The sequence below is a fragment of the Caballeronia udeis genome (assembly GCF_044909315.1).
Taxonomy (GTDB): Bacteria; Pseudomonadota; Gammaproteobacteria; order Burkholderiales; family Burkholderiaceae; genus Caballeronia; species Caballeronia udeis_A.
In genome coordinates, this window is sequence record NZ_JBIYEB010000013.1 from 1 (window position 1) to 18,562 (window position 18,562).

Genomic DNA, 18,562 nt, shown 5'->3' on the forward strand with positions numbered 1-18,562 from the left:
CCAAGATCCATGAAGCCTTCCTGAAGTTCGCCGTTTGCCTCATCTGTTGGAGTGCTCTCAAGCGATCTGTTCAGCCTTTTTGAAACCGTCTCTTAAGGAGTGTGCGCCGCGTCTTCGAGTTCCTCGGCCAGCACCTCACCCAGCCGCCGCACCAGGTTCTCGCGGGCGCGACTGGTGTGGAGGTCGGTGAGTTCCGCGGCGCGTTGCGCGTCGCCTGCGGCAATAGCCTCGGCAATTGCCGCGTGTTCGTCCCAGATGGATTTGCGTTGAGCCGACGATTGCAGCACGGCGCCCATCACCCGGCGCAGATGAACCCAGTGGAGATGCGCTGTTTCGGCAATCAGCGGATTGCCCGATGCAAGGTAGATGGCGGAATGAAAAGCCCAGTCTGTGTCGATCATGGCCTTGATGTCGTCACCTTTGGACGCGCGGCGGCCTTGCGTGATCAGCGCTTTGTCGAGTTTCGCGCCGCGCTGCGCCGCAAGACTCGCGGCGAGGGAATCCAGCGCGCCGCGGATTTCGTAGAGATGCGCGATCCAGGTGGGGTCGAGCGGGGTGACAAGAAGTCCGCGCCCCGGTGCGTCCTGCACGAGTCCGTCCTTCTTGAGCAGACGCAGCGCCTGCAGGACGGGTGACCGGGAGACCGCGAGCTGGTCGGCAATCTCTTCCTGCGTGATGCGGGTTCCCGGTGCAAGCGATCCCTCGCTGATGGCGTCGAGCAGCACTTTATAGACTTCATCGACATAGTCGGTACGTGCCTGAAGCTTCAGAAGTTTGGCGGCCATGATGGCTCTCGGTAAGTTTGGATACTGAGTTCAACAGGTTACAGGCTGGCGCCGGACAGCGTCAAACTGATTGACCGGATAGCGTGAAACGGAGGGTACCAAGCGTTTACCTGTAGAGACAGTGCGGTATTCTGAATCGTATCTTTGTATACAGAGTTCGGAGTTCAGAATCTAGAGATTGAAGACAAGCGAGCTGGACGGCAACCCGGCTTGGCACGATGGATAAACCCAGCAGAGGATCCCGATGAACATCAAGTCAGACAAAGCAGAAGGTCAGAAGAGCGCCGGTGGCGGCGTGGTGCAGAAGAAGCTGGTGCCGTTTGGCGGTTACTACACCAACAAGGTTCCGGGCCACGATCCGGAATTGACCGAGACCGGCCCCGGTACGCCCATGGGTGAATACATGCGGGCGTTCTGGCATCCCGTCTGCATGTCGATCGAACTTACCGATACCCCGCGTTTCCTGAAGATCCTGTGCGAAGAACTGGTCGCGTTTCGCGACGGCAGCGGCCGCGTGGGTGTGCTGCATGCGCATTGCGTGCATCGGGGGGCATCGCTGGAATATGGTGCGATCCAGGAGCACGGTATCAAGTGCTGCTATCACGGCATGGTCTTCGACGTGGACGGCACCTGCCTTCACGTGCCGTTTCCGAAGGGCGAAGAAAAGGAAGCCGAGAAATACGCGTGCTCGATCCAGCAGGGCGCGTACAAGGCCATCGAACGCAACGGCCTGGTGTTTGCGTACATGGGGCCGCCCGACAAGGAACCGCCGTTCCCGCAATGGGAGGGCGACTTTACCGTTGCGCCCGGCGATGAACTCGTGGCCTATAGCAACTTCCAGCATTGCAACTGGCTGCAAGTGCAGGACAACGCCGCGGACAACTACCATCCAACCGCGCTTCACGCTGGCAAGAACGTCGTGAACGGCAAGTATCAGGGCACGACGTTCGACGAAGTGGGCGCCAAGTCCATGGAGGTCGCACCCGACATGCATTTCGTGCCGGTGCAGCAGGGCCGCAGCCTGGCTTGCGCGGGAGCACGTCGGGTCGATAAAGACAGGCTGTTCGTGCGCGTCCAGCATCAGGTCCTGCCCAACCTCAGCTTGCATGCGTACACATCCGAAGACGGGTCGCAGAAGAAGTTGTTCAGCCGCTTCCACATCATCCGCTGGACGGTTCCTGTCGACGATGAAAACAGCAAGATGATCGGCTGGCGCGTGATGGGGCCGGGTATTGATACGCGTGGCATCTGCGATAAATCGCTGGTCGGCTACGAGACGATCGACTTCCTTGAAGGGCAGGTGGCCATGCGCCGTCCCGAGCGCTTCGGCAAATACAAGCTGGAGGACTTGCCGCCCATCCCGCCGAACCACCGTGAGCGGGAGAACTACAAGGACGCTCAATACGCGCCCGGCGATTACGAAGCCATCATCAGCCAGCGGCCGATCGCCGTGCACGCGATCGAGAATCCGACGAAGTTCGACGCGGGCCTGTTCATGTTCCGCAAGATGTTGCGGGATGCGGTGCGGGGGACGAACCCGGCGGCGTCGGCGGATAACTTCGCGGAATGGTTCCGGGCTAATGCGGGCGCACCGAATAGCTATTGCTCGGGCAATGTGTTCGATATCCCGGAAGGCGAGACTGTCGAACAGGAGGTGGCGAATCGCCGCAACGTGACGAAGCGCATTGTCGCGATCCTGACGGAAAGCGAGACGCTGAAGGGCGAAGAGCGCGCCGCATTCGTGCGTGAAAAATTCGATGCGCTCGAGGCTTCGGTCAAGCAGGGTTGAGCGGACATTTGAAGGGAAGGTAACGCGCGAGTCGCGCGTTACCCGGTTCGACTATGCAAGGAAATGCAATGGCAAGTTCAGACAATGCGGCGGACGATCGCACGCTCGAGTTGATGGTGCGCCAGATCCGCTTCGAAGGCAGGGGCATCCATTCCTACGAGCTCGTCGACCCGTCAGGTGATTTGTTGCCTGCGTTCACTGCAGGCGCACACATCGATGTCCATTTGAACGACGGTTTGATCCGTCAGTACTCGCTCAGCAATTCGCCGAATGAACGGCATCGCTATGTGATCGCGGTACTGCGTGACGAAACGGGCAGGGGCGGCTCGAAAGCGCTGCACGACAGATTGCGCGTGCAGGACAAGGTGCGCATCAGCCGTCCACGCAATAACTTCGAACTCGTGGCCGATGCCGGCAAAGTCATTCTGTTGGCCGGCGGTATTGGCGTGACGCCGTTGAAATCGATGGCCCACCAGCTTGAAGAAACAGGCGTCGACTATGAGATGCACTACTGCGCCAAGGATGAAAGCTGCACGGCCTTCGCGGCGGAGCTTGCGCCAATGCACGCCAGCGGCAGGCTGCAATTTCACTTCGACAACGGCGATCCTTCGAAGGGGCTGGATTTAAAGCGCTTGTTAAGCGAGACCACGCCGGGTGTGCATGTCTATTACTGCGGTCCCGGCGGATTCATGAAAGCGTGCGCTGCGGCGACCGGGCACTGGAGCGCCGGCACGGTTCACTTTGAACATTTCAAGGCGCCGGAGCGGGCAGTGAGCGAAACAGTCGCGGCGGCCGTGGGCGAGTTCATCGTGAAGATTGCCAGCACCGGGCAGCAGATACCGGTGTCATGCGACCAGAGCATCGCCGACGCGTTGGAGGAGGCCGGCGTGGCGATTGAAACCTCGTGCCGGGCTGGATTGTGCGGCACTTGCAAGGTGCGGTATTTATCGGGCGAAGTCGAACACAACGACTGCATTCTCGGCGACGACGAGAAGCAGGAGTACCTGACCGCTTGTGTGTCGCGTGCGTCAAGCCGGGAACTGGTGCTGGATCTTTAGAGCGGAGGCAGTGATGCTTCAGCAGTGGTCTTATGCAAAGGGGCTGTTAAAGCGGCTTCACGTCCTCGCTGCTGAAGCGCCTCAACCTCATGTACTCGGCGATTCGGGCTGGTCGTCAAGGGAGACATTGCCTCATAAGCGCCTCGCGTGTGGGCAAACGGACGGGCCGCCACTTGGCCGCGCGCTCATGCGCGACCCGCACACGGCATAGAATAAAAATCCAAGGTATCGGCTATTTCTTTGATTTCGTTCTACCGGTTCGCGAAATAAGTGAAATATTTGGGAAATTATTTCCATGTCGTCACCTTAAAATTAGCGCTCCACCAACATTTAAATAACGATGAGCGCTGACCTGCATTACTTCGATTACGCGGCCACCACTCCTGCGGATCCGCGTGTCATCACTTCAATGGTCAACTGCCTGGGAATAGACGGGGTGTTCGGCAATCCGGCATCCAACTCGCACGCGGCAGGTATCCGGGCACGAGGTCTGGTAGAAAAAGCGCGTGAGCAAGTTGCAATGCTGATCGGCGCGCGCGCGGACGAGATCATATGGACTTCCGGGGCAACGGAGTCGAACAACCTCGCGTTGAAGGGATTCGCTGAAGCAAGCGGGGCGTTGCCGCATATTGTCACTAGCCGGATCGAACACAAGGCCATCCTGGACACGGCCGCCAGCCTCGAACGGCGTGGATTGTCTGTGACTTATGTCGAGCCCGATCAAAACGGTGTCATCACTGCCGCTGCGGTTAGCGCGGCACTAAGGCCAGGCACGGGCATGGTCTCGCTCATGCTGGTCAACAACGAAATCGGAACGGTCACCGACATCGCGGCGATCGCGCCCGTCGTTCATGCCGCGGGTGCGTTGTTGCATGTGGACGCGGCTCAAGCGCTCGGCAAGACGCCGATCGACGTCAAGGCTTTGGGTATCGATTTCATGTCGATGTCTGCCCACAAGGTCTACGGGCCGAAGGGCATCGGAGCGCTGTACGTCGCTCGTGAAGCAGCTAAGCGGCTTGCACCGCAGATGCACGGGGGAGGGCATGAGGGTGGTTTGCGGTCAGGGACCCTTGCTACCCATCAGATCGTGGGCATGGGTACGGCTTGCGCAATCGCCATGGCTGAAATGGAGGCCGACACCGCGAGAATTACCGCGCTCAGCAAACGGCTGCTCGATGGTGTCCTGTCGATCGACGGCGCCGAGAAAAATGTGCATGACGGCTTGCACATTCCGCATACGCTTAGCTTGCGAATTGACCGCGCGGGTTTTTTCCCCTTCATGCTCGCCGCGGATCTTGCCATCTCTTCCACGTCTGCTTGCAGTTCGGCCTCCAGCGCGGTGTCGCATGTATTGAGTGCAATTGGACTTGATGAGCATGCCGCGGCCCGGACGATACGTGTAAGCCTCGGACGCTTTACCACCGAGCAGGACGTGGATCGAGCCATTGCCTGCATTCGGCAGGTAGTGGATCAATGTCTCGTGGTGCAGTAAGGCCCGTATTGTCGAAGCGTAAAGGCGTCAGTGTATTTGCGGCCGGCCAAGTGCCCTTTTGACTTGTGCGCGAGTTGGCACGGACGCCTTTTCGGTGCTTTTTTAAAGGCTCCGCTCCAATCAATTACGGGTGAGGTGCGAGAAGCGCTTTTAGCTTTGTCACGGCACTGTCCGGTGTTGTGAGGACCGGTCGGCCGGAGCTGGTTTGCGCAGCAGGCGCCGCACTGGTCATCGAAAATTGCGCGAAGCAAATAACGTCGCAATCCGCTGCTTTGGCAGATGCCTCGGCAATCAGTCTATCGTGTGTTTCTGCGTCGCCCCGTTGCAATGCTGTCCAGGCTTCCGGCACACAAAAACTGTGCAGCTCTATGGCCTTTGAAGCCTGTCGAGCTGACTCTTCGAATTCTGCGGTGATCGGAGCGATTGAAGGAGCGAAGGTCGCAATCAACGCGATCTTCGAACCGACGGTGAGCGCTTGGGAAATCATCGCCTCGTTCGGCTTAAGGACCGGCACGGACACCTCGGCACGTGCCGCTTCAATGGCCGGCCCAAACGCCGAACACGTAAACAGGACACCGTCCGCACCAGAATCGACCGCGTAGCGAGTCAGCGCCGAGAATCGCGCCGTCAGCGCAGCGATGTAGCCGTTGGCGGCCCGGAGATCTGCCGTGAGGGAATCTTCCAGGATGTTGAAAACAGTCGCGTGAGGCCAGAGTCGCTTAAAGCTTTCGGCAACCGGCGCGATGGCGAGCGGTGTCGCGTGAATCAACGAAATCCGTGACGGTTTTGTCATAGGGAAAGCTCCTCATAATCTGTATTTCATGGAACTATAGTACATTAAGGATGTTCCTGGTCTCCGGGCAGCTACACGATGTAGACCAAACCCACAAAATGCTGAGACTCGCACCTGATCCCGATCTTGTGGTAATTAACAGTGAACATTGAATTGTTCTGCCATGAAAAACGAGACAACTAGCGCGCTGGCTGACCAGGTGGCCGCAAAAATCATTGATATCGCGCGGACTCGCGCGCTGCCCGCGGGAGAGCATCTGCGCGAAGAAGCACTTGCGGCCGAACTTGGGCTATCCCGGACGCCTGTCCGGCGAGGGCTCGCGCTGCTTGAACAACATGGCATCGTAGTAAAAGAGCCGAATCGCGGGATTTTCCTTGCGATCGACGCGCATGGGATCGACATCAGCAAACTGCCTTTCGGTGTCGATCCTTTGGAGGACTTTTATTTGCGCGTCTCGGACGACTGTCTGAATGGCGACATCCCGGAAGAGTTTTCTGAAGCCGCGCTGCTACGCAAGTACGACATGCCGCGCGGCCAATTGCTCAAGGTTCTCTCTCGCCTCTCCAATGAGGGGATGATTGCGCGAAAGCCGGGTCAGGGATGGCGCATCAATCCCTTTCTGCATAACACGGAAGCGCATATACAAAGCTACCGCTTCCGGATGGCTATCGAACCTGCCGCGCTTATGGAGCCTGGCTTCCGGATCGATAAAGCGGCGTTCGCCAAGGCGCGCAAGATTCAGCAGGAAATGTTGGAAGGTGACATTTTCAAATTGTCCCGATCCATGCTTTTTAAAAACGGCTCGGAATTCCATGAGACCTTGGTACGTTGCTCGGGGAACCGATTTTTTATTGAGGCGATCGAGCGACAAAATCAGCTGCGCCGGTTCATGGAGTACAAGGCAGCGACTGACCGGCCGCGGCTGATCCGGCAGTGTCAGGAACACCTGGAGCTTCTTGACATGATCGAGAGCGGAGCACGGGAACATGCGGCCGCGTTTTTGCGGCGGCATCTCGACATTGTCAGCAAGATCAAAAGTCGTGCGGAAGCGAAAGAGGAACAAGAGGCGAGCCTCCGCCTCCAGCCTGAAGCGCACCTGTAAGCCAGGTCGCCAAACCAGCGTGCACGCGGCAGCGTCTCCATTGTGGTCAAGCATTCCGCGTTGCTACGGGTCCGCTTCGCCGATCAATATCTTCGAATTTTCGCACCCCGGCGCCACGCTCAAGCGACGGTCGCCGTGCACTACGGGACCGCTTTACTTCACTCATCGTTGCGGGTTAACGAGACTGACATTCTGTAAATTTGTCGCTTACATTGTACTTTGTTTCATATAAATACATTTTGTCGATAAACTTGATCAACGCATACTGAAAACATTTCAGTACGTATGCGGCCATTGACCCGTCGCGAGTTTTTCTAAAACCCGTATCCAAGATTGTACTTATGTGCAACAACATACAAAAGAGACGAGCGTACGACCAGGCTACAAGAAAAGCGGTAACGACACGGACAGGAGACGCGACGATGAAGAGGTTAATGGTTACGGTAGTTGCAGGGATGGGGTGCGGGATCGCCCCGAGCGTATTCGCGCAAAGCAGTGTGACGCTATACGGGATTGTGGATGTTGGTGTCAGCTATGCGAGCAATGTCGGCGGCCACGCTCAAGCTCAGGAGCAGAGCGGGATCTTCAACGGCAATCGTTTTGGCTTCAAAGGACAAGAGGATCTCGGCGGTGGTTTAAGTGCAGTGTTCCAACTCGAAGATGGTTTCAGCGCGAACAACGGCACGTTCGGGCAGGGGACAACCGGATCCACCGGATCCACTGCTGCAGCGGCCGTCACAAGGCTCTTTGGGCGTCAGGCCTGGGTAGGTATCAAGTCTGCGTGGGCAACCGTGACGTTGGGCCGGCAGTACGATTTCATGTATGACCTGGCGCCGATCGCCGCATCGAACTATGCGACGTCGTACATGCATCGTCCCGGGACCGCCAACGCTCTCCTCGGCAACGACGGCAGCACAACCGACCTCGACCGGATTGGCGGTGCGCGCGTGGATAACTCGGTCAAGGTCAGCAGCGCGCCGCTCGGTGGTTTCTCGTTGGGTGGGATCTACGGTTTCGGCGGGCAAGCGGGCGCCTTTTCAAACGGAGGCACTCAGGGCGCCGGCGCCAAATACGCACAGGGCAACCTGCAGGTTGCTGCCGCCTGGACCAACCTCAAGGAAGCCGATGCGTCGAGCAGCTATCGGGTCTACGGTGGCGGAGCACGTTATCAGCTTGGCCCGGTTCGATTGTCAGGGCTGTACACGAACGCCGAATGGACGGCGACCGGAGACCGCGTTGATACGGTCGAGTTCGGTGCGCAATACCTCATTACCCCGGCTTTTTCACTCGCTGCTTCGTACTACTACTCGAAGCCCAACAACGAGGCAAAGAACGTCATTTTGAAAGGCACCCGGAATCAGGTTGGCGTGGTTGCGGACTATGCCTTTTCCAAAGCGACCGATGTCTACCTGGCTTGCGACTATCAACGCGCAAAGCACGGGTACGCGGCTCAGATCTACAGCCTTTCGCCAACAGATGCGACAACCAATCACCAAAGTGTGATTGCCCTCGGCGTACAGCACTTTTTCTAAGCTGCTTGCCCCTCGGGCAACCTGATCAAGCCAAGAGAAATGCAAGGAGACGACATGAAATCGGAGATTCACCAAAGGACAATGAGGAAGGTATCTCGCCGCCTCATTCCGTTCATGATATTGATGTTTCTGATCAATTTTCTGGATCGGGTGAACATCAGCTTTGCGGCTCTGGAGATGAACAAGGACCTGGGTCTGAGCCCGAGCGTGTACGGGTTTGCGGCGGGGATTCTTTTTGTTGGCTACGTTGCATTCGAGATTCCGAGCAACCTGATTCTTCAGAAGGTGGGTGCACGCGTCTGGCTCGCGCGGATCATGATCACGTGGGGCATCCTGGCAACCCTGATGGCCTTCGTGTTCAATTCATGGGCGCTCTTTTCGCTGCGAGCGTTGATCGGAGTGGCTGAAGCTGGTTTCTTTCCCGGATTGTTGTTTTATATGATGCGCTGGTTTCCTGCCGAGGAACGCGGGAAAGCGATTACGGTATTCATGCTCGGGAATCCGATCTCCGTCGTTTTAGGCGGCCCGCTTTCGGTCACGATCCTGCACTTTGCCCATCATCTTGGTGGTTTCGCCGGGTGGCAGTGGCTGTTCATCATCGAAGGGATTCCGGCGATCATTATCGGTATTGTCACGTTGTTCTGGTTGACCGAACAACCTCAGGACGCAAAGTGGCTCAAGGCAGATGAGCGAGACTGGCTGATCGAAAAGATCGGCGAGGAAACGCGGGCGAAAGAGGGTAAGAAAGGCAGCCCGGTTCGCGTCGCGGACGTGTTCACTCACGGTCCCACGCTTGCGTTCGCGTTCTCCAAGTTCTGCGTCCTGCTTGCGTTCTTCGGCATCACGTTGTGGCTGCCGCAGATCGTTAAAAGCCTGGGATCATTGAGCACGGTCGAAGCCGGTGCCGCGTCTGCCGTTCCTTATATTTTCTCCGCGCTGGCAAGCATTGCTATCGGTCGACACTCCGACAAAACCGGGGAGCGAAAGTGGCACATTGCGTTGCCCGCCTTCCTGGGTGCCGCGGGATTCGTGGTTGCCGCAGTCGCGGGCAACCCGTGGCTTGCCATGGCCGGGCTTTGCGTTACCGCGACAGGCCTTTGGGTATCCAACACCGTGTTCTGGACATTGCCTGCCGCGATGCTCTCAGGTTCAACGGCTGCAGCGGGTCTTGCTTTCATCAATACGATCGGAAATCTTGGCGGGTTCGTCGGTCCTTATATGACCGGCTGGATTCGCGAGGCGACTCATTCATATGTCTGGGCGCTGGCCGCGCTTGGGGGTTGGCTTGCATTGAGCGGCGTGGTCATCCTTATCGTTGGACGTCAAAAGCCAGGTAGCGGATTGCAGAACAGACGAACAGGCGGGACACCGGCACTTGCAAAGAGTCCGAGCGTGTCGAAGCGCCTGGTCCTGCTCAGCTCGTAAGCACGGGTATAGAGGTGACCGCTTCGCTTCCGCGCGTCAAACGCGCAGTCTGCACAGTATTTCGGAATGTTTCCGATGTAACGCCAAATTTTTCTGGAGACTCAAATGCGTATATTGGTTTTGCCGTGTGACGGCATAGGTCCGGAGATCACCGCGGCCTCAATGGCAGCGCTGCAGGCGGCCGACAAGAAGTTCAGCCTCGGTCTGAGTTTCGATTACGACGAAGTGGGGTTTGTCAGTCTCGAGAAGTACGGCACTACGCTTCGCGAAGAGGTGCTGGAGAAAGCAAAGACCTACGACGGCATCATTCTTGGTACGCAATCTCACGCCGATTACCCCGTTCCCGAAAAGGGTGGCCGTAATGTCTCGGCCGGCTTTCGCATTGGCCTGGATCTTTATGCGAATGTCCGGCCGGCTCGAACCCGTCCGTTCCTGACGTCGAGCATGCGCGAAGGCAAGACAATGGACCTGGTCATCATGCGCGAGGCAACCGAAGGGTTCTATCCGGATCGAAACATGACCAAAGGCTGGGGAGAAATGATGCCCAGCCCGGACATGGCGCTCTCGGTGCGCAAGATCACACGTCACTGCAGTGAGCGCATTGCGCGCCGCGCGTTCGAGCTGGCGATGAAACGCAACAAGAAAGTCACGGCGATACATAAAGTGAACAGCTTTCACATGACGGACGGATTGTTCCTCGAATGTGTTCGCGCGGTGGCAAAAGACTTCCCGGAAGTACAGCTCGATGACCTCCTGGTCGACGCATCGACCGCTCATCTGGTACGTACTCCAGAGCGGTTTGACGTGCTGGTTGCGACCAACTTCTACGGCGACATTATCAGCGACCTGGCAAGCGAACTCTCGGGCAGCCTTGGCCTGGCCGGCTCCATGATGGCAAGCGACACGCACTGCTGTGCTCAAGCTCAACACGGCTCGGCCCCCGACATTGCAGGCACCGGCAACGCGAATCCAGTGTCCATGATCCTGTCAGTCGCGATGCTGATTCAGTGGATGGGCGAGCATCACGGCAAGCCGGCGTTTGTGGAGGCTGGCAAAGCTATGGATTTCGCGGTCGACAAGGTTCTCGAGAATCCCGAAACGCGCACCCCTGATCTTGGCGGCAAGTTTGGTTGCAAGGCGTTTGGCGACGAAGTGGCGAAGGTTATCGCCGGCTGAAAATAAAGTGCGGGCGCCGTCCTCATGTGCGCCCGCAAGAACAATCAAAAATAGGGCTGCCCCTTCGGGGAAGCAGGCTCAGGAGACGTGTCATGGTCAATCGACGGCAATTGCTGGTCGCTTCCGGTGCGGCACTCGGCGCAACATCGCTAATGGGTTTCCAGAAAGTCATGGGCAAAGAACTGGGGTACATGTCCCCCATTGGTTTCAAGGTGCCGGCGAATGTCGTCGATTCCCATTGCCACATCTTCGATCCAGTGGCGTTTCCCTATTCATCCAGGCGACGATACACCCCGCCGTCGGCTACGGTTGAGGACCTGAGACGTTTCCATGCAGCGATTCATGTGCGGTGCACCGTCTGTGTACAACCAAGTGTCTATGGCACTGACAATGCGTGCCTTCTCGACGCGCTCAAGCAGTTGGGTCCTGACGCGCGTGGCGTGGCCGTTATCGATAAACGGTTTTCCGGCCAGCAGATTGACGACCTGATGGGCGGCGGCGTGGTCGGCGTCCGGATCAATCTCGAAGTAGGTAAGGACCGCAACTTCGACAGCGCCATTACGCGGCTTGAAGAGACCGTGCGGACCCTGGGTGGCCGCAACCTCATCATCCAGATCTACGCCGCTTTGCCGATCATTGACGAACTCGCACCGCGCATTCAGGTGCAGCCTCACCCTGTCATCATCGACCACTTCGGATTGGCGAAGGGCGCGGATGGACCTGAACAGGATGGCATGTCTTCGCTCCTTGGCTTGATGCAATCTCGGAAGGTCTTCGTGAAATTGTCGGGTCCGTATCAGATCTCGCTACTCGGGCCTGGCTACGCTGATACTGTCGTTATTGGCCGGACCCTGGTGGACAGCGCACCCGATCAGGTCATCTGGGGCAGCGACTGGCCGCATACCGGTGGTAGCGAAAGGCCCGCGAACGCGAAACCGACGGACATCGAGGCGTTCAGAGCCGAAGACGAAGGGCGTAACTTCACGCTGGTTAAAGAGTGGGCACCGGATAGCGGACTTCGTGACAAGCTTCTTGCCGATAACGGGACGAAGCTCTTTGGTTTCGCTGCGGGATAACATTGGTGCCGATGCCGCGCGCGGTTTCCATTGTACGAGGCCGGTCGGCAAACGAAAGCCATGCGGTCCGTACCCGAACGACAAGCTGCTCATATGCAGCCGCTCGTCCTCGGGCTGCGAGTGGGGCAAGTCTCGCTGGAGGGTTACGTCGAAGGCAATGTCAGCGAGATTGACTTCCTCGAGCCGATTGCTCAAGGCCTAAGCGGTCATGCCACTTGCGTAGAGCCCTCCAACCAACAGCGCCCATGGTTGAGCCGCTATGCAGTCGAGAGGAATGCGATGCTGTTCAAGCACTTTTAACCGCATTCCAGTGGGAGTAGCCGGCGCCAATCGCGCCGAACTGTGCCCTTTGCGCTGAGAAGTGTCAAGTTTTGTGACGGCGTGAATTCAACTGATCGGGCTGGCGAGTCCGCATTGCCGCATGCGGTGCGGGGCCACAGGATTCCGTTCGTGTCGCCGTGCACCGCGTGACTCGGTTTTCACGACAATACTCGACATTTCATCACCTATCTGTACACCGGGGTTGCGGGCCAATCAGTAGCATCTGGTCACCTCAACGTCACAGGCATGCTTGTGACATGCCGCCCTTGAATGGCGCGGCACTCACCGCTTACAACCCAGATGAAACCTCTAAGAATCCTGCATAGTGAGTCGTCTACCGGGTGGGGAGGGCAGGAACATCGCACTCTCAAGGAGATGGTCGAGTTGCGCTCTCGCGGTCATATTGTTGAACTCGTCTGCCCCGGCAACGCTCGCCTGGGCGCACGCGCCACTGATGAGGGGTTAGCCGTGCATCACGCGCGCATGCGAGGCGGTTTCGACGTGCGTTCGATGGTCAAGATCAAAGCGCTGTTGCAAAAGCGAAAATTCGATGTACTGAATACACACAGCGGTCATGACAGCATCGTGGCCGGCACTGCGGCGCGTCTCGCCCGTGTGCCCCTGGTTGTTCGTACACGCCACCTTGCGTTGCCGGTCAGCTCGCTCGCCACCTACACAATGATCCCTCACCGGGTGATAGCGGTAAGCCAGTACGTGCGGCGGTATCTGATTTCGATGGGCGTAGCTGAAGGACGAATCGAGACCATCTACGATGGCGTGCCCAGGCCCGAGTGTCACCACCCGTCTAACCTGCGCGCCGAATTGGGAATCGACTCGCGGGCGATCGTCGTCGCGATGGTCGCTATCGTCCGCGACAAGAAGGGGCACGAAGACCTGATCGAAGCTGTCAGGCCGATGCTGGCGGCGCGTTCCAACCTGCATGTAGTCATGGCCGGCGACGGACCGTGGTTTCAGAAAATCCACGACCTGGTCGCGAGTTATGAGCTTGCCGATCGAATCCACTTGCTGGGCTTTCGGACCGATATCACGAACGTGCTGCGCGGCTGCGATTTTTTCGTGCTGCCTACTCACCAGGAGGCCCTGGGACAATCGTTTATCGAGGCGATGGCTTGCGGACTACCGGTCATCGGTACTGACGTTGATGGCGTGCCGGAACTGATAACGCACGACGTGAACGGGCTCTTGGTTCCGGCTCACGATCCCTGCTCGTTGCGAAACGCCATAAGGCGTCTGACGGACGACGCCGGGTTACGCGCGCGACTTGGCCGCGCCGGGCGTCATCTGACAGATTTTCGCTTCACTATCGACCAGATGGCCGACCAGACCGTGGCGTTTTATCGTCGCGGCATCGAGGAACGGCGGTCGCACGCCTGAATCAACAAGCCATTTAAAGCACTCGAAGTGCATGAGCGGCCTGGAGTGTCGAGAGCGTTTGGCGGCGCAAGAAATCCGCTCGCTGCGAGTAAGTGCATGATCTTCAGAGCCCAAGCTATGAGCAAGCCCCAAAGTCCGTTTTCCATGCAGTTGCGCTTAACCGGGTCAGAGTTGCTGCACGCGCTAGAACTATCAGCACCCGACGCCTTCAAAGTCTCGCATGAATAAAACTGGGAATCTATTCGCCGGGACCGCAGGCAGTTAACTGCTCTTGCGAGCGTTGGAACCAAGGAAAACTGCAGCGCTGACCGAAGTCCGCCAGCGATCTCCATAGCCACGAAGTTGGAAGCTTAGAGGTCAAGATGCCAGGATGGATCAAAAAATGAAATTTAGAAAACGAAACAGTCTGGTCGATGCAATCCAGTGGTTCAAGCCAGGTGACCATCCCGCGGTCGAACTGCACGACGGACAGTGGCGTGTTTCGACACCGGAAGGATGGCGGACAGTTGTACCGGGTGACTGGATCGTGACAAACGACGACGAAAAGCCGTTCCCCATGAACAATTGGATTTTCACCAATCTCTACGAACCCGTCAACGAAGCGGACTGATCGCTCACGTCGTTCGACTACTCCGGCTACGTAGTTTTTCCGCGACCTCAATCGCGATTCGCACAAAGTTGGCCGCGGCTACCGTAGGTTCACGTGACACTGCTACTGCAACGGTACATGGCGGCATGTCTCTGATAACGGGGAAAGCTACGCCAGGCCGAGCATAGAATTGAGCGGTGGAATACGCCGTGATGCTAATGCCCCGGCCCGAAGCGACTGTCTGCAACTCGCTTTCCACGGTCGCTGCTTCATGGACAACAGGGGCGGCGCGTCCCCCGCGATACTCATCTCCTGTCCAATAATTGCGCCATACGCCGCTGCCAGGCGCAGCAACAATAGGGTCGTCCAGCAAATCATAAATGCTGACGGATTCAGCGCTTGCGAGCCTGTGACTGGCCGGGAGGCAAGCCACGCAGGCCTCTTCGATCAGCGTTTCGCAAACAAGCCCTTCCACGCCGACCGGTGGCCGCAGGACAGACACCTCCATGCTGCTAATGATGCCGGCCTCGGGTGCGGAAAAATCGAACTCCTTTACGATCACGTTGACATCCGGGTATCGCTGACCGAACGCCCGCAGAATTTGCGGCATCAGGTCGACGCCTGCACCAATAAGGAATCCTACTTTTAGCGTTCCCCTGATCCCCCGAGCATAATCACGCGCGTGTTCGGCGAGATGCGACACGCGCTCCAGGATCTCCCGCGCGTCCTTCAGGAGTTCCTGGCCGGCCTCAGTCAGTGCCACGGACCTGGTCGTTCGATCAAACAATTGAACGCCCAGCGTGCTTTCAAACTGCCGGATAGTTTGCGAAAGCGCGGGTTGCGATATGAAAAGCCGTTGGGATGACCGGACGAAATTCAGTTCTTCAGCGATTACAACAAACGCCTGAAGCTGCCGGACGTCAATGCCCCGAGTGTTCACGCATCTCCCCCGAACTGGATCAAAGTGGTCGGACTGTTGCACCGATAGTGACACGATATATAAGCACGATCAATATATCGGTTTTTATTTCGTCTTTATATCTTCCCGTTGTCACCGCCTAGGATTGAAGCACTCGAGCTCGACCGAGTCTTGACACTTATAGGAGACAACATGAACCACTTGAATTCGTTGGCCGATCTGGAAGTGCCGGCAGCGCCCGTAGCCCAGCAACCCGCGGCAGAAAAAATCACGCTGGTCAAAGCGCGAGGCTCGCTCGTCTGGGACGACGCCGGCCGCGAATATATCGACTGCACAGCGCAGGCCTGGTCGAACAATCTGGGTGCAAACGATCCGCGTGTTGTCGAAGCGGCAGTCGCGCAACTACGCGAGATGACGCATATTCGCCCTAATTTCGAGTCGATCCCGCACAAGAATCTCGTCGCCAAATTGCGCGAGATTTCGGTGGGCTCGCTCAATCGGACGGGCTTCGCGCTGCACGGAAGCCTGGCTGGCGAAATGGCGATGAAACTGGCGTTCAAGAACCGCCCGCACGCGCAGAACCTCGTCGTGCTTCAGGATGGTTATCACGGGCGTTCGCTGGCCACACTAGGAGCGAGCTGGCCGCATCCAAACAATCCGTTCCTCGCGATTCAGCCGCGCTTCACCCGCGTGCCGCACCCGTATCCGTACCGGGCGCGCATGGGCATGGACCCTGAGGCCGAGTCGCAACTGTGTCTGGGTTTGCTCGAAGACACGATCGTCAAGGGCGTGGATGGCCCGGTCGCAGCCGTCATGATGGAGCCGATCCAGGGCAATGGCGGTCACATCGAATTCCCGCGCTCTTACTATAAAGGCGTGCGTGAAATCTGTGATCGCCACGGCGTGCTGTTGATTTTCGACGAAGTCCAGACTGGATTCGGCCGCATGGGCACGATGTGGGCGGCGCAATACTATGACGTGACGCCGGACATTATCGTATTCGGCAAAGGCGTTGGTGGCGGCTTTCCGCTCGCCGGGATCCTTGCCGATGATCGCCTGAAATGGTTCGACGAAGGCGAGGAAGCATTGACCTTTGGCCACTTCCCGGTTTCCCTCGCAGCGGCATGTGCGACTATCGATGCGATCCGCGACGACAAGCTCTGCGAAAAGGCGAAGGACTCCGGCGAGTACGTAACCGAGCGGCTGCTCGAGATGCAGACGCGCAGAAAGCTGATCGGCGATGTCCGATGCCCGGGCTTGATGGCCTCTATTGAACTCGTGACAGATCGGGTCACCAAGGCCCCCGCACGGCACGCGTCCCAGGAAGTCTATCGACGAGGCGTGGAGCTTGGCGTCCTGTTCGGCGAAAGTCGCTATGCGGGCCTTGGCAACCTCATCAAGGTCAAGCCGCCGCTTGATATTGAACGGCCGCTGCTCGCTCGTGCGCTGGACGTCCTGGACGAAGTGCTGGGCGCTATCGAGGAGGAAGGAAAATGAACTCGACCGTCAAGTCGATAGGGGCGGCGGTGGAGCCATCGCTAGCCGATTCCGAGAATAGCCGTGACGACGCAGATCTGGCGGCACTCGGATATAAGCAGAAGCTGCATCGCACGATGGGTCCGTTTACCTCATTCGCACTCGCTTTCTCGATGGTCTCGATCAACACGGGTGTGGTGACGCTGTTTTCCGATCCGTTCACACGGGTCGGTGGTGTTGGCATCTTGTTGTGGCTGCTGGTGATCCCTCTCGTTTTCTGCATCGTGCTGGTGTATTCGCATCTCGCGGGCCGGATTCCATTGACGGGCTATGCGTATCAGTGGTCCAGCAGGCTTGCCGGGAATCACTTCGGCTGGTTCACCGGCTGGGTCGCGTTCGTGTCTTTCCTCGCGGGGACAGCGGCGACCGCCGCGGCGATCGGCAGCGTGTTTGCGCCGGAGATCTGGGCGCATCCAACCCAGGGGCAGATCCAGGGCTTGAGCATTGCGGCGACGCTCGTGGTCGGCTTGCTGAACATCTTCGGTATCAAGCTGGCAACCCGGATCAACGACATTGGCGCAAGCATCGAACTTGTCGGCACCGTCGTCCTGGCTATAGTCCTTTTCGCGGGGGTATTCTTTTTCTTCGGGCATACGCAGGGATTGCACATTCTCGTATCGGCAGACCCCACCAGCAAGCAGCCGATTCACTTCGCCACCGTGGCGCTCGCCACCTTGCTGCCCGTATCCGTGCTGCTGGGCTGGGAGGGCGCGGCGGACCTGGCTGAGGAGACGAAGGATCCCCGCAGAACCGCACCCCGCGCAATGATTCGTGCCGTGGTTGTATCGAGTGTGCTCGGGTTCGTTGTCTTCGCGTTGCTGGGGATTGCGATTCCCGGTTCGGTGCCAGACCTGCTTGCTCAGCCTGAAAATCCGGTCATTCAGATCGTACGGCTGCAACTCGGGCGCGTCGCGGGCAGCCTGATGGTCGCCGTTGCGTTCGCCTCCATTCTTGCGTGCCTGATTGCGAACATGGCGGTGGCAACGCGCATGACGTTTGCTTTGTCCCGTGACCGGATGCTCCCTGCGTCATCCTTCCTGTCGTCGATCAACCCGCGCTTTGGGACGCCAGTCGGCGCCATCGTTTTGATCACGGTCATTTCGGTTGCGTTGAATCTGGCCAGTGGCGGCTTTGTGACCGCCATCTATTCAATGGTCGGCCTGACTTACTACCTGACCTATCTGCTCACGCTTGTCGCCGCGTATTACGCTTACAAGAATGGGCGCATGCCGTCCGCACCCATGGGTGTGTTCGATTTAGGACGATGGCTTGTCCCGATGATCGTGATCGGCGCGATCTGGGCCGTGTTTGTCATCGTCACGCTGACGCTGCCCGATGAGAATCACAGCGCCGCTGTTACAACGGTCATCACGATCGCGGTCGGTGTGATCTGGTGGCTGGTTTCGCTGCGTGGGAGGCTTAACGCGGGCAAGGCCGGACCGAGCCACAGTCTTTAAAACGCCGTGCGCGGGTTTATCCCGCGGCGCATCCGGCCGTGTGCTTGAGGAGCATAGATCCGATGCGGTACTGTCAACATATGGATTGTTGGACGACCGCGCCATGGACGTTCGTCT

Annotated in this window: 14 protein-coding genes and 2 pseudogenes; 12 read left to right on the forward strand and 4 right to left on the reverse strand. The window is 58.0% G+C overall.

Translation table 11 applies throughout. From position 1 onward, the window contains the following. Positions 1-92 precede the first annotated feature (92 nt). The gene (locus tag ABH944_RS20895) at positions 93-785 is read right to left on the reverse strand and encodes a GntR family transcriptional regulator (protein WP_404608770.1); all 693 of its coding nucleotides are present in this window, start codon (positions 783-785) and stop codon (positions 93-95) included. Between the two features lie 244 nt (positions 786-1,029). On the opposite strand from ABH944_RS20895, the gene ABH944_RS20900 reads away from it, so the two are divergent. The 3 genes and pseudogenes from ABH944_RS20900 to ABH944_RS20910 form a co-directional block, all read left to right on the forward strand. Continuing rightward, on the forward strand, positions 1,030-2,574 hold the full coding sequence (locus tag ABH944_RS20900) for a Rieske 2Fe-2S domain-containing protein (protein ID WP_404608769.1): 1,545 nt from the start codon (positions 1,030-1,032) through the stop codon (positions 2,572-2,574). A gap of 68 nt (positions 2,575-2,642) precedes the next feature. Continuing rightward, positions 2,643-3,632, forward strand: a complete 990-nt coding sequence (locus ABH944_RS20905; protein WP_404608767.1) for a PDR/VanB family oxidoreductase — start codon at positions 2,643-2,645, stop codon at positions 3,630-3,632. A 334-nt stretch (positions 3,633-3,966) separates the two neighbouring features. Further along, positions 3,967-5,109, forward strand: a pseudogene (locus ABH944_RS20910) (cysteine desulfurase family protein); the annotation flags it as partial. A 139-nt stretch (positions 5,110-5,248) separates the two neighbouring features. On the opposite strand, the gene ABH944_RS20915 reads toward ABH944_RS20910, so the two are convergent. Then, on the reverse strand, positions 5,249-5,893 hold the full coding sequence (locus tag ABH944_RS20915) for an aspartate/glutamate racemase family protein (RefSeq protein WP_404608765.1): 645 nt from the start codon (positions 5,891-5,893) through the stop codon (positions 5,249-5,251). Between the two features lie 187 nt (positions 5,894-6,080). Between ABH944_RS20915 and ABH944_RS20920 the strand changes: the two genes are divergently transcribed. The 5 genes from ABH944_RS20920 (at position 6,081) to ABH944_RS20940 (ending at position 12,228) form a co-directional block, all read left to right on the forward strand. Beyond that, positions 6,081-7,019 (forward strand): GntR family transcriptional regulator, encoded by a 939-nt coding sequence (locus ABH944_RS20920; protein ID WP_404608763.1) that lies wholly within the window; start codon positions 6,081-6,083, stop codon positions 7,017-7,019. 422 nt (positions 7,020-7,441) lie between these two features. Beyond that, on the forward strand, positions 7,442-8,551 hold the full coding sequence (locus ABH944_RS20925; RefSeq protein WP_404608761.1) for a porin: 1,110 nt from the start codon (positions 7,442-7,444) through the stop codon (positions 8,549-8,551). Between the two features lie 123 nt (positions 8,552-8,674). Then, positions 8,675-9,976, forward strand: a complete 1,302-nt coding sequence (locus ABH944_RS20930) for an MFS transporter (protein WP_404608759.1) — start codon at positions 8,675-8,677, stop codon at positions 9,974-9,976. Between the two features lie 105 nt (positions 9,977-10,081). Next, positions 10,082-11,152 carry an isocitrate/isopropylmalate dehydrogenase family protein gene (locus ABH944_RS20935; protein ID WP_404608757.1) on the forward strand — a complete coding sequence of 357 codons (1,071 nt, stop codon included), beginning with the start codon at positions 10,082-10,084 and terminating at the stop codon, positions 11,150-11,152. Positions 11,153-11,244: 92 nt separating this feature from the next. Next, positions 11,245-12,228, forward strand: coding sequence for an amidohydrolase family protein (locus tag ABH944_RS20940; protein ID WP_404608756.1), 984 nt, complete (start codon positions 11,245-11,247; stop codon positions 12,226-12,228). Positions 12,229-12,258: 30 nt separating this feature from the next. On the opposite strand, the pseudogene ABH944_RS20945 reads toward ABH944_RS20940, so the two are convergent. Next, positions 12,259-12,534 (reverse strand): annotated as a pseudogene (locus ABH944_RS20945) (patatin-like phospholipase family protein); the annotation flags it as partial. Positions 12,535-12,849: 315 nt separating this feature from the next. Here ABH944_RS20945 and ABH944_RS20950 point away from each other — a divergent pair. Then, positions 12,850-13,944 carry a glycosyltransferase family 4 protein gene (locus ABH944_RS20950; RefSeq protein ID WP_404608755.1) on the forward strand — a complete coding sequence of 365 codons (1,095 nt, stop codon included), beginning with the start codon at positions 12,850-12,852 and terminating at the stop codon, positions 13,942-13,944. Positions 13,945-14,326: 382 nt separating this feature from the next. Next, positions 14,327-14,554 (forward strand): hypothetical protein, encoded by a 228-nt coding sequence (locus tag ABH944_RS20955; protein WP_404608754.1) that lies wholly within the window; start codon positions 14,327-14,329, stop codon positions 14,552-14,554. 4 nt (positions 14,555-14,558) lie between these two features. Here the strand turns inward: ABH944_RS20955 and ABH944_RS20960 are convergent, their stop codons facing one another. Beyond that, positions 14,559-15,527 (reverse strand): LysR family transcriptional regulator, encoded by a 969-nt coding sequence (locus ABH944_RS20960; protein WP_404659482.1) that lies wholly within the window; start codon positions 15,525-15,527, stop codon positions 14,559-14,561. 117 nt (positions 15,528-15,644) lie between these two features. On the opposite strand from ABH944_RS20960, the gene ABH944_RS20965 reads away from it, so the two are divergent. Together ABH944_RS20965 and ABH944_RS20970 are read left to right on the forward strand one after the other, a co-directional pair. Next, the gene (locus ABH944_RS20965; RefSeq protein WP_404608750.1) at positions 15,645-16,949 is read left to right on the forward strand and encodes an aspartate aminotransferase family protein; all 1,305 of its coding nucleotides are present in this window, start codon (positions 15,645-15,647) and stop codon (positions 16,947-16,949) included. Continuing rightward, positions 16,946-18,445: an APC family permease gene (locus tag ABH944_RS20970; RefSeq protein ID WP_404608749.1), complete on the forward strand. Its 1,500-nt coding sequence runs from the start codon at positions 16,946-16,948 to the stop codon at positions 18,443-18,445. Before ABH944_RS20965 ends, ABH944_RS20970 begins: the two co-directional genes overlap by 4 nt. Positions 18,446-18,562: the final 117 nt, after the last annotated feature.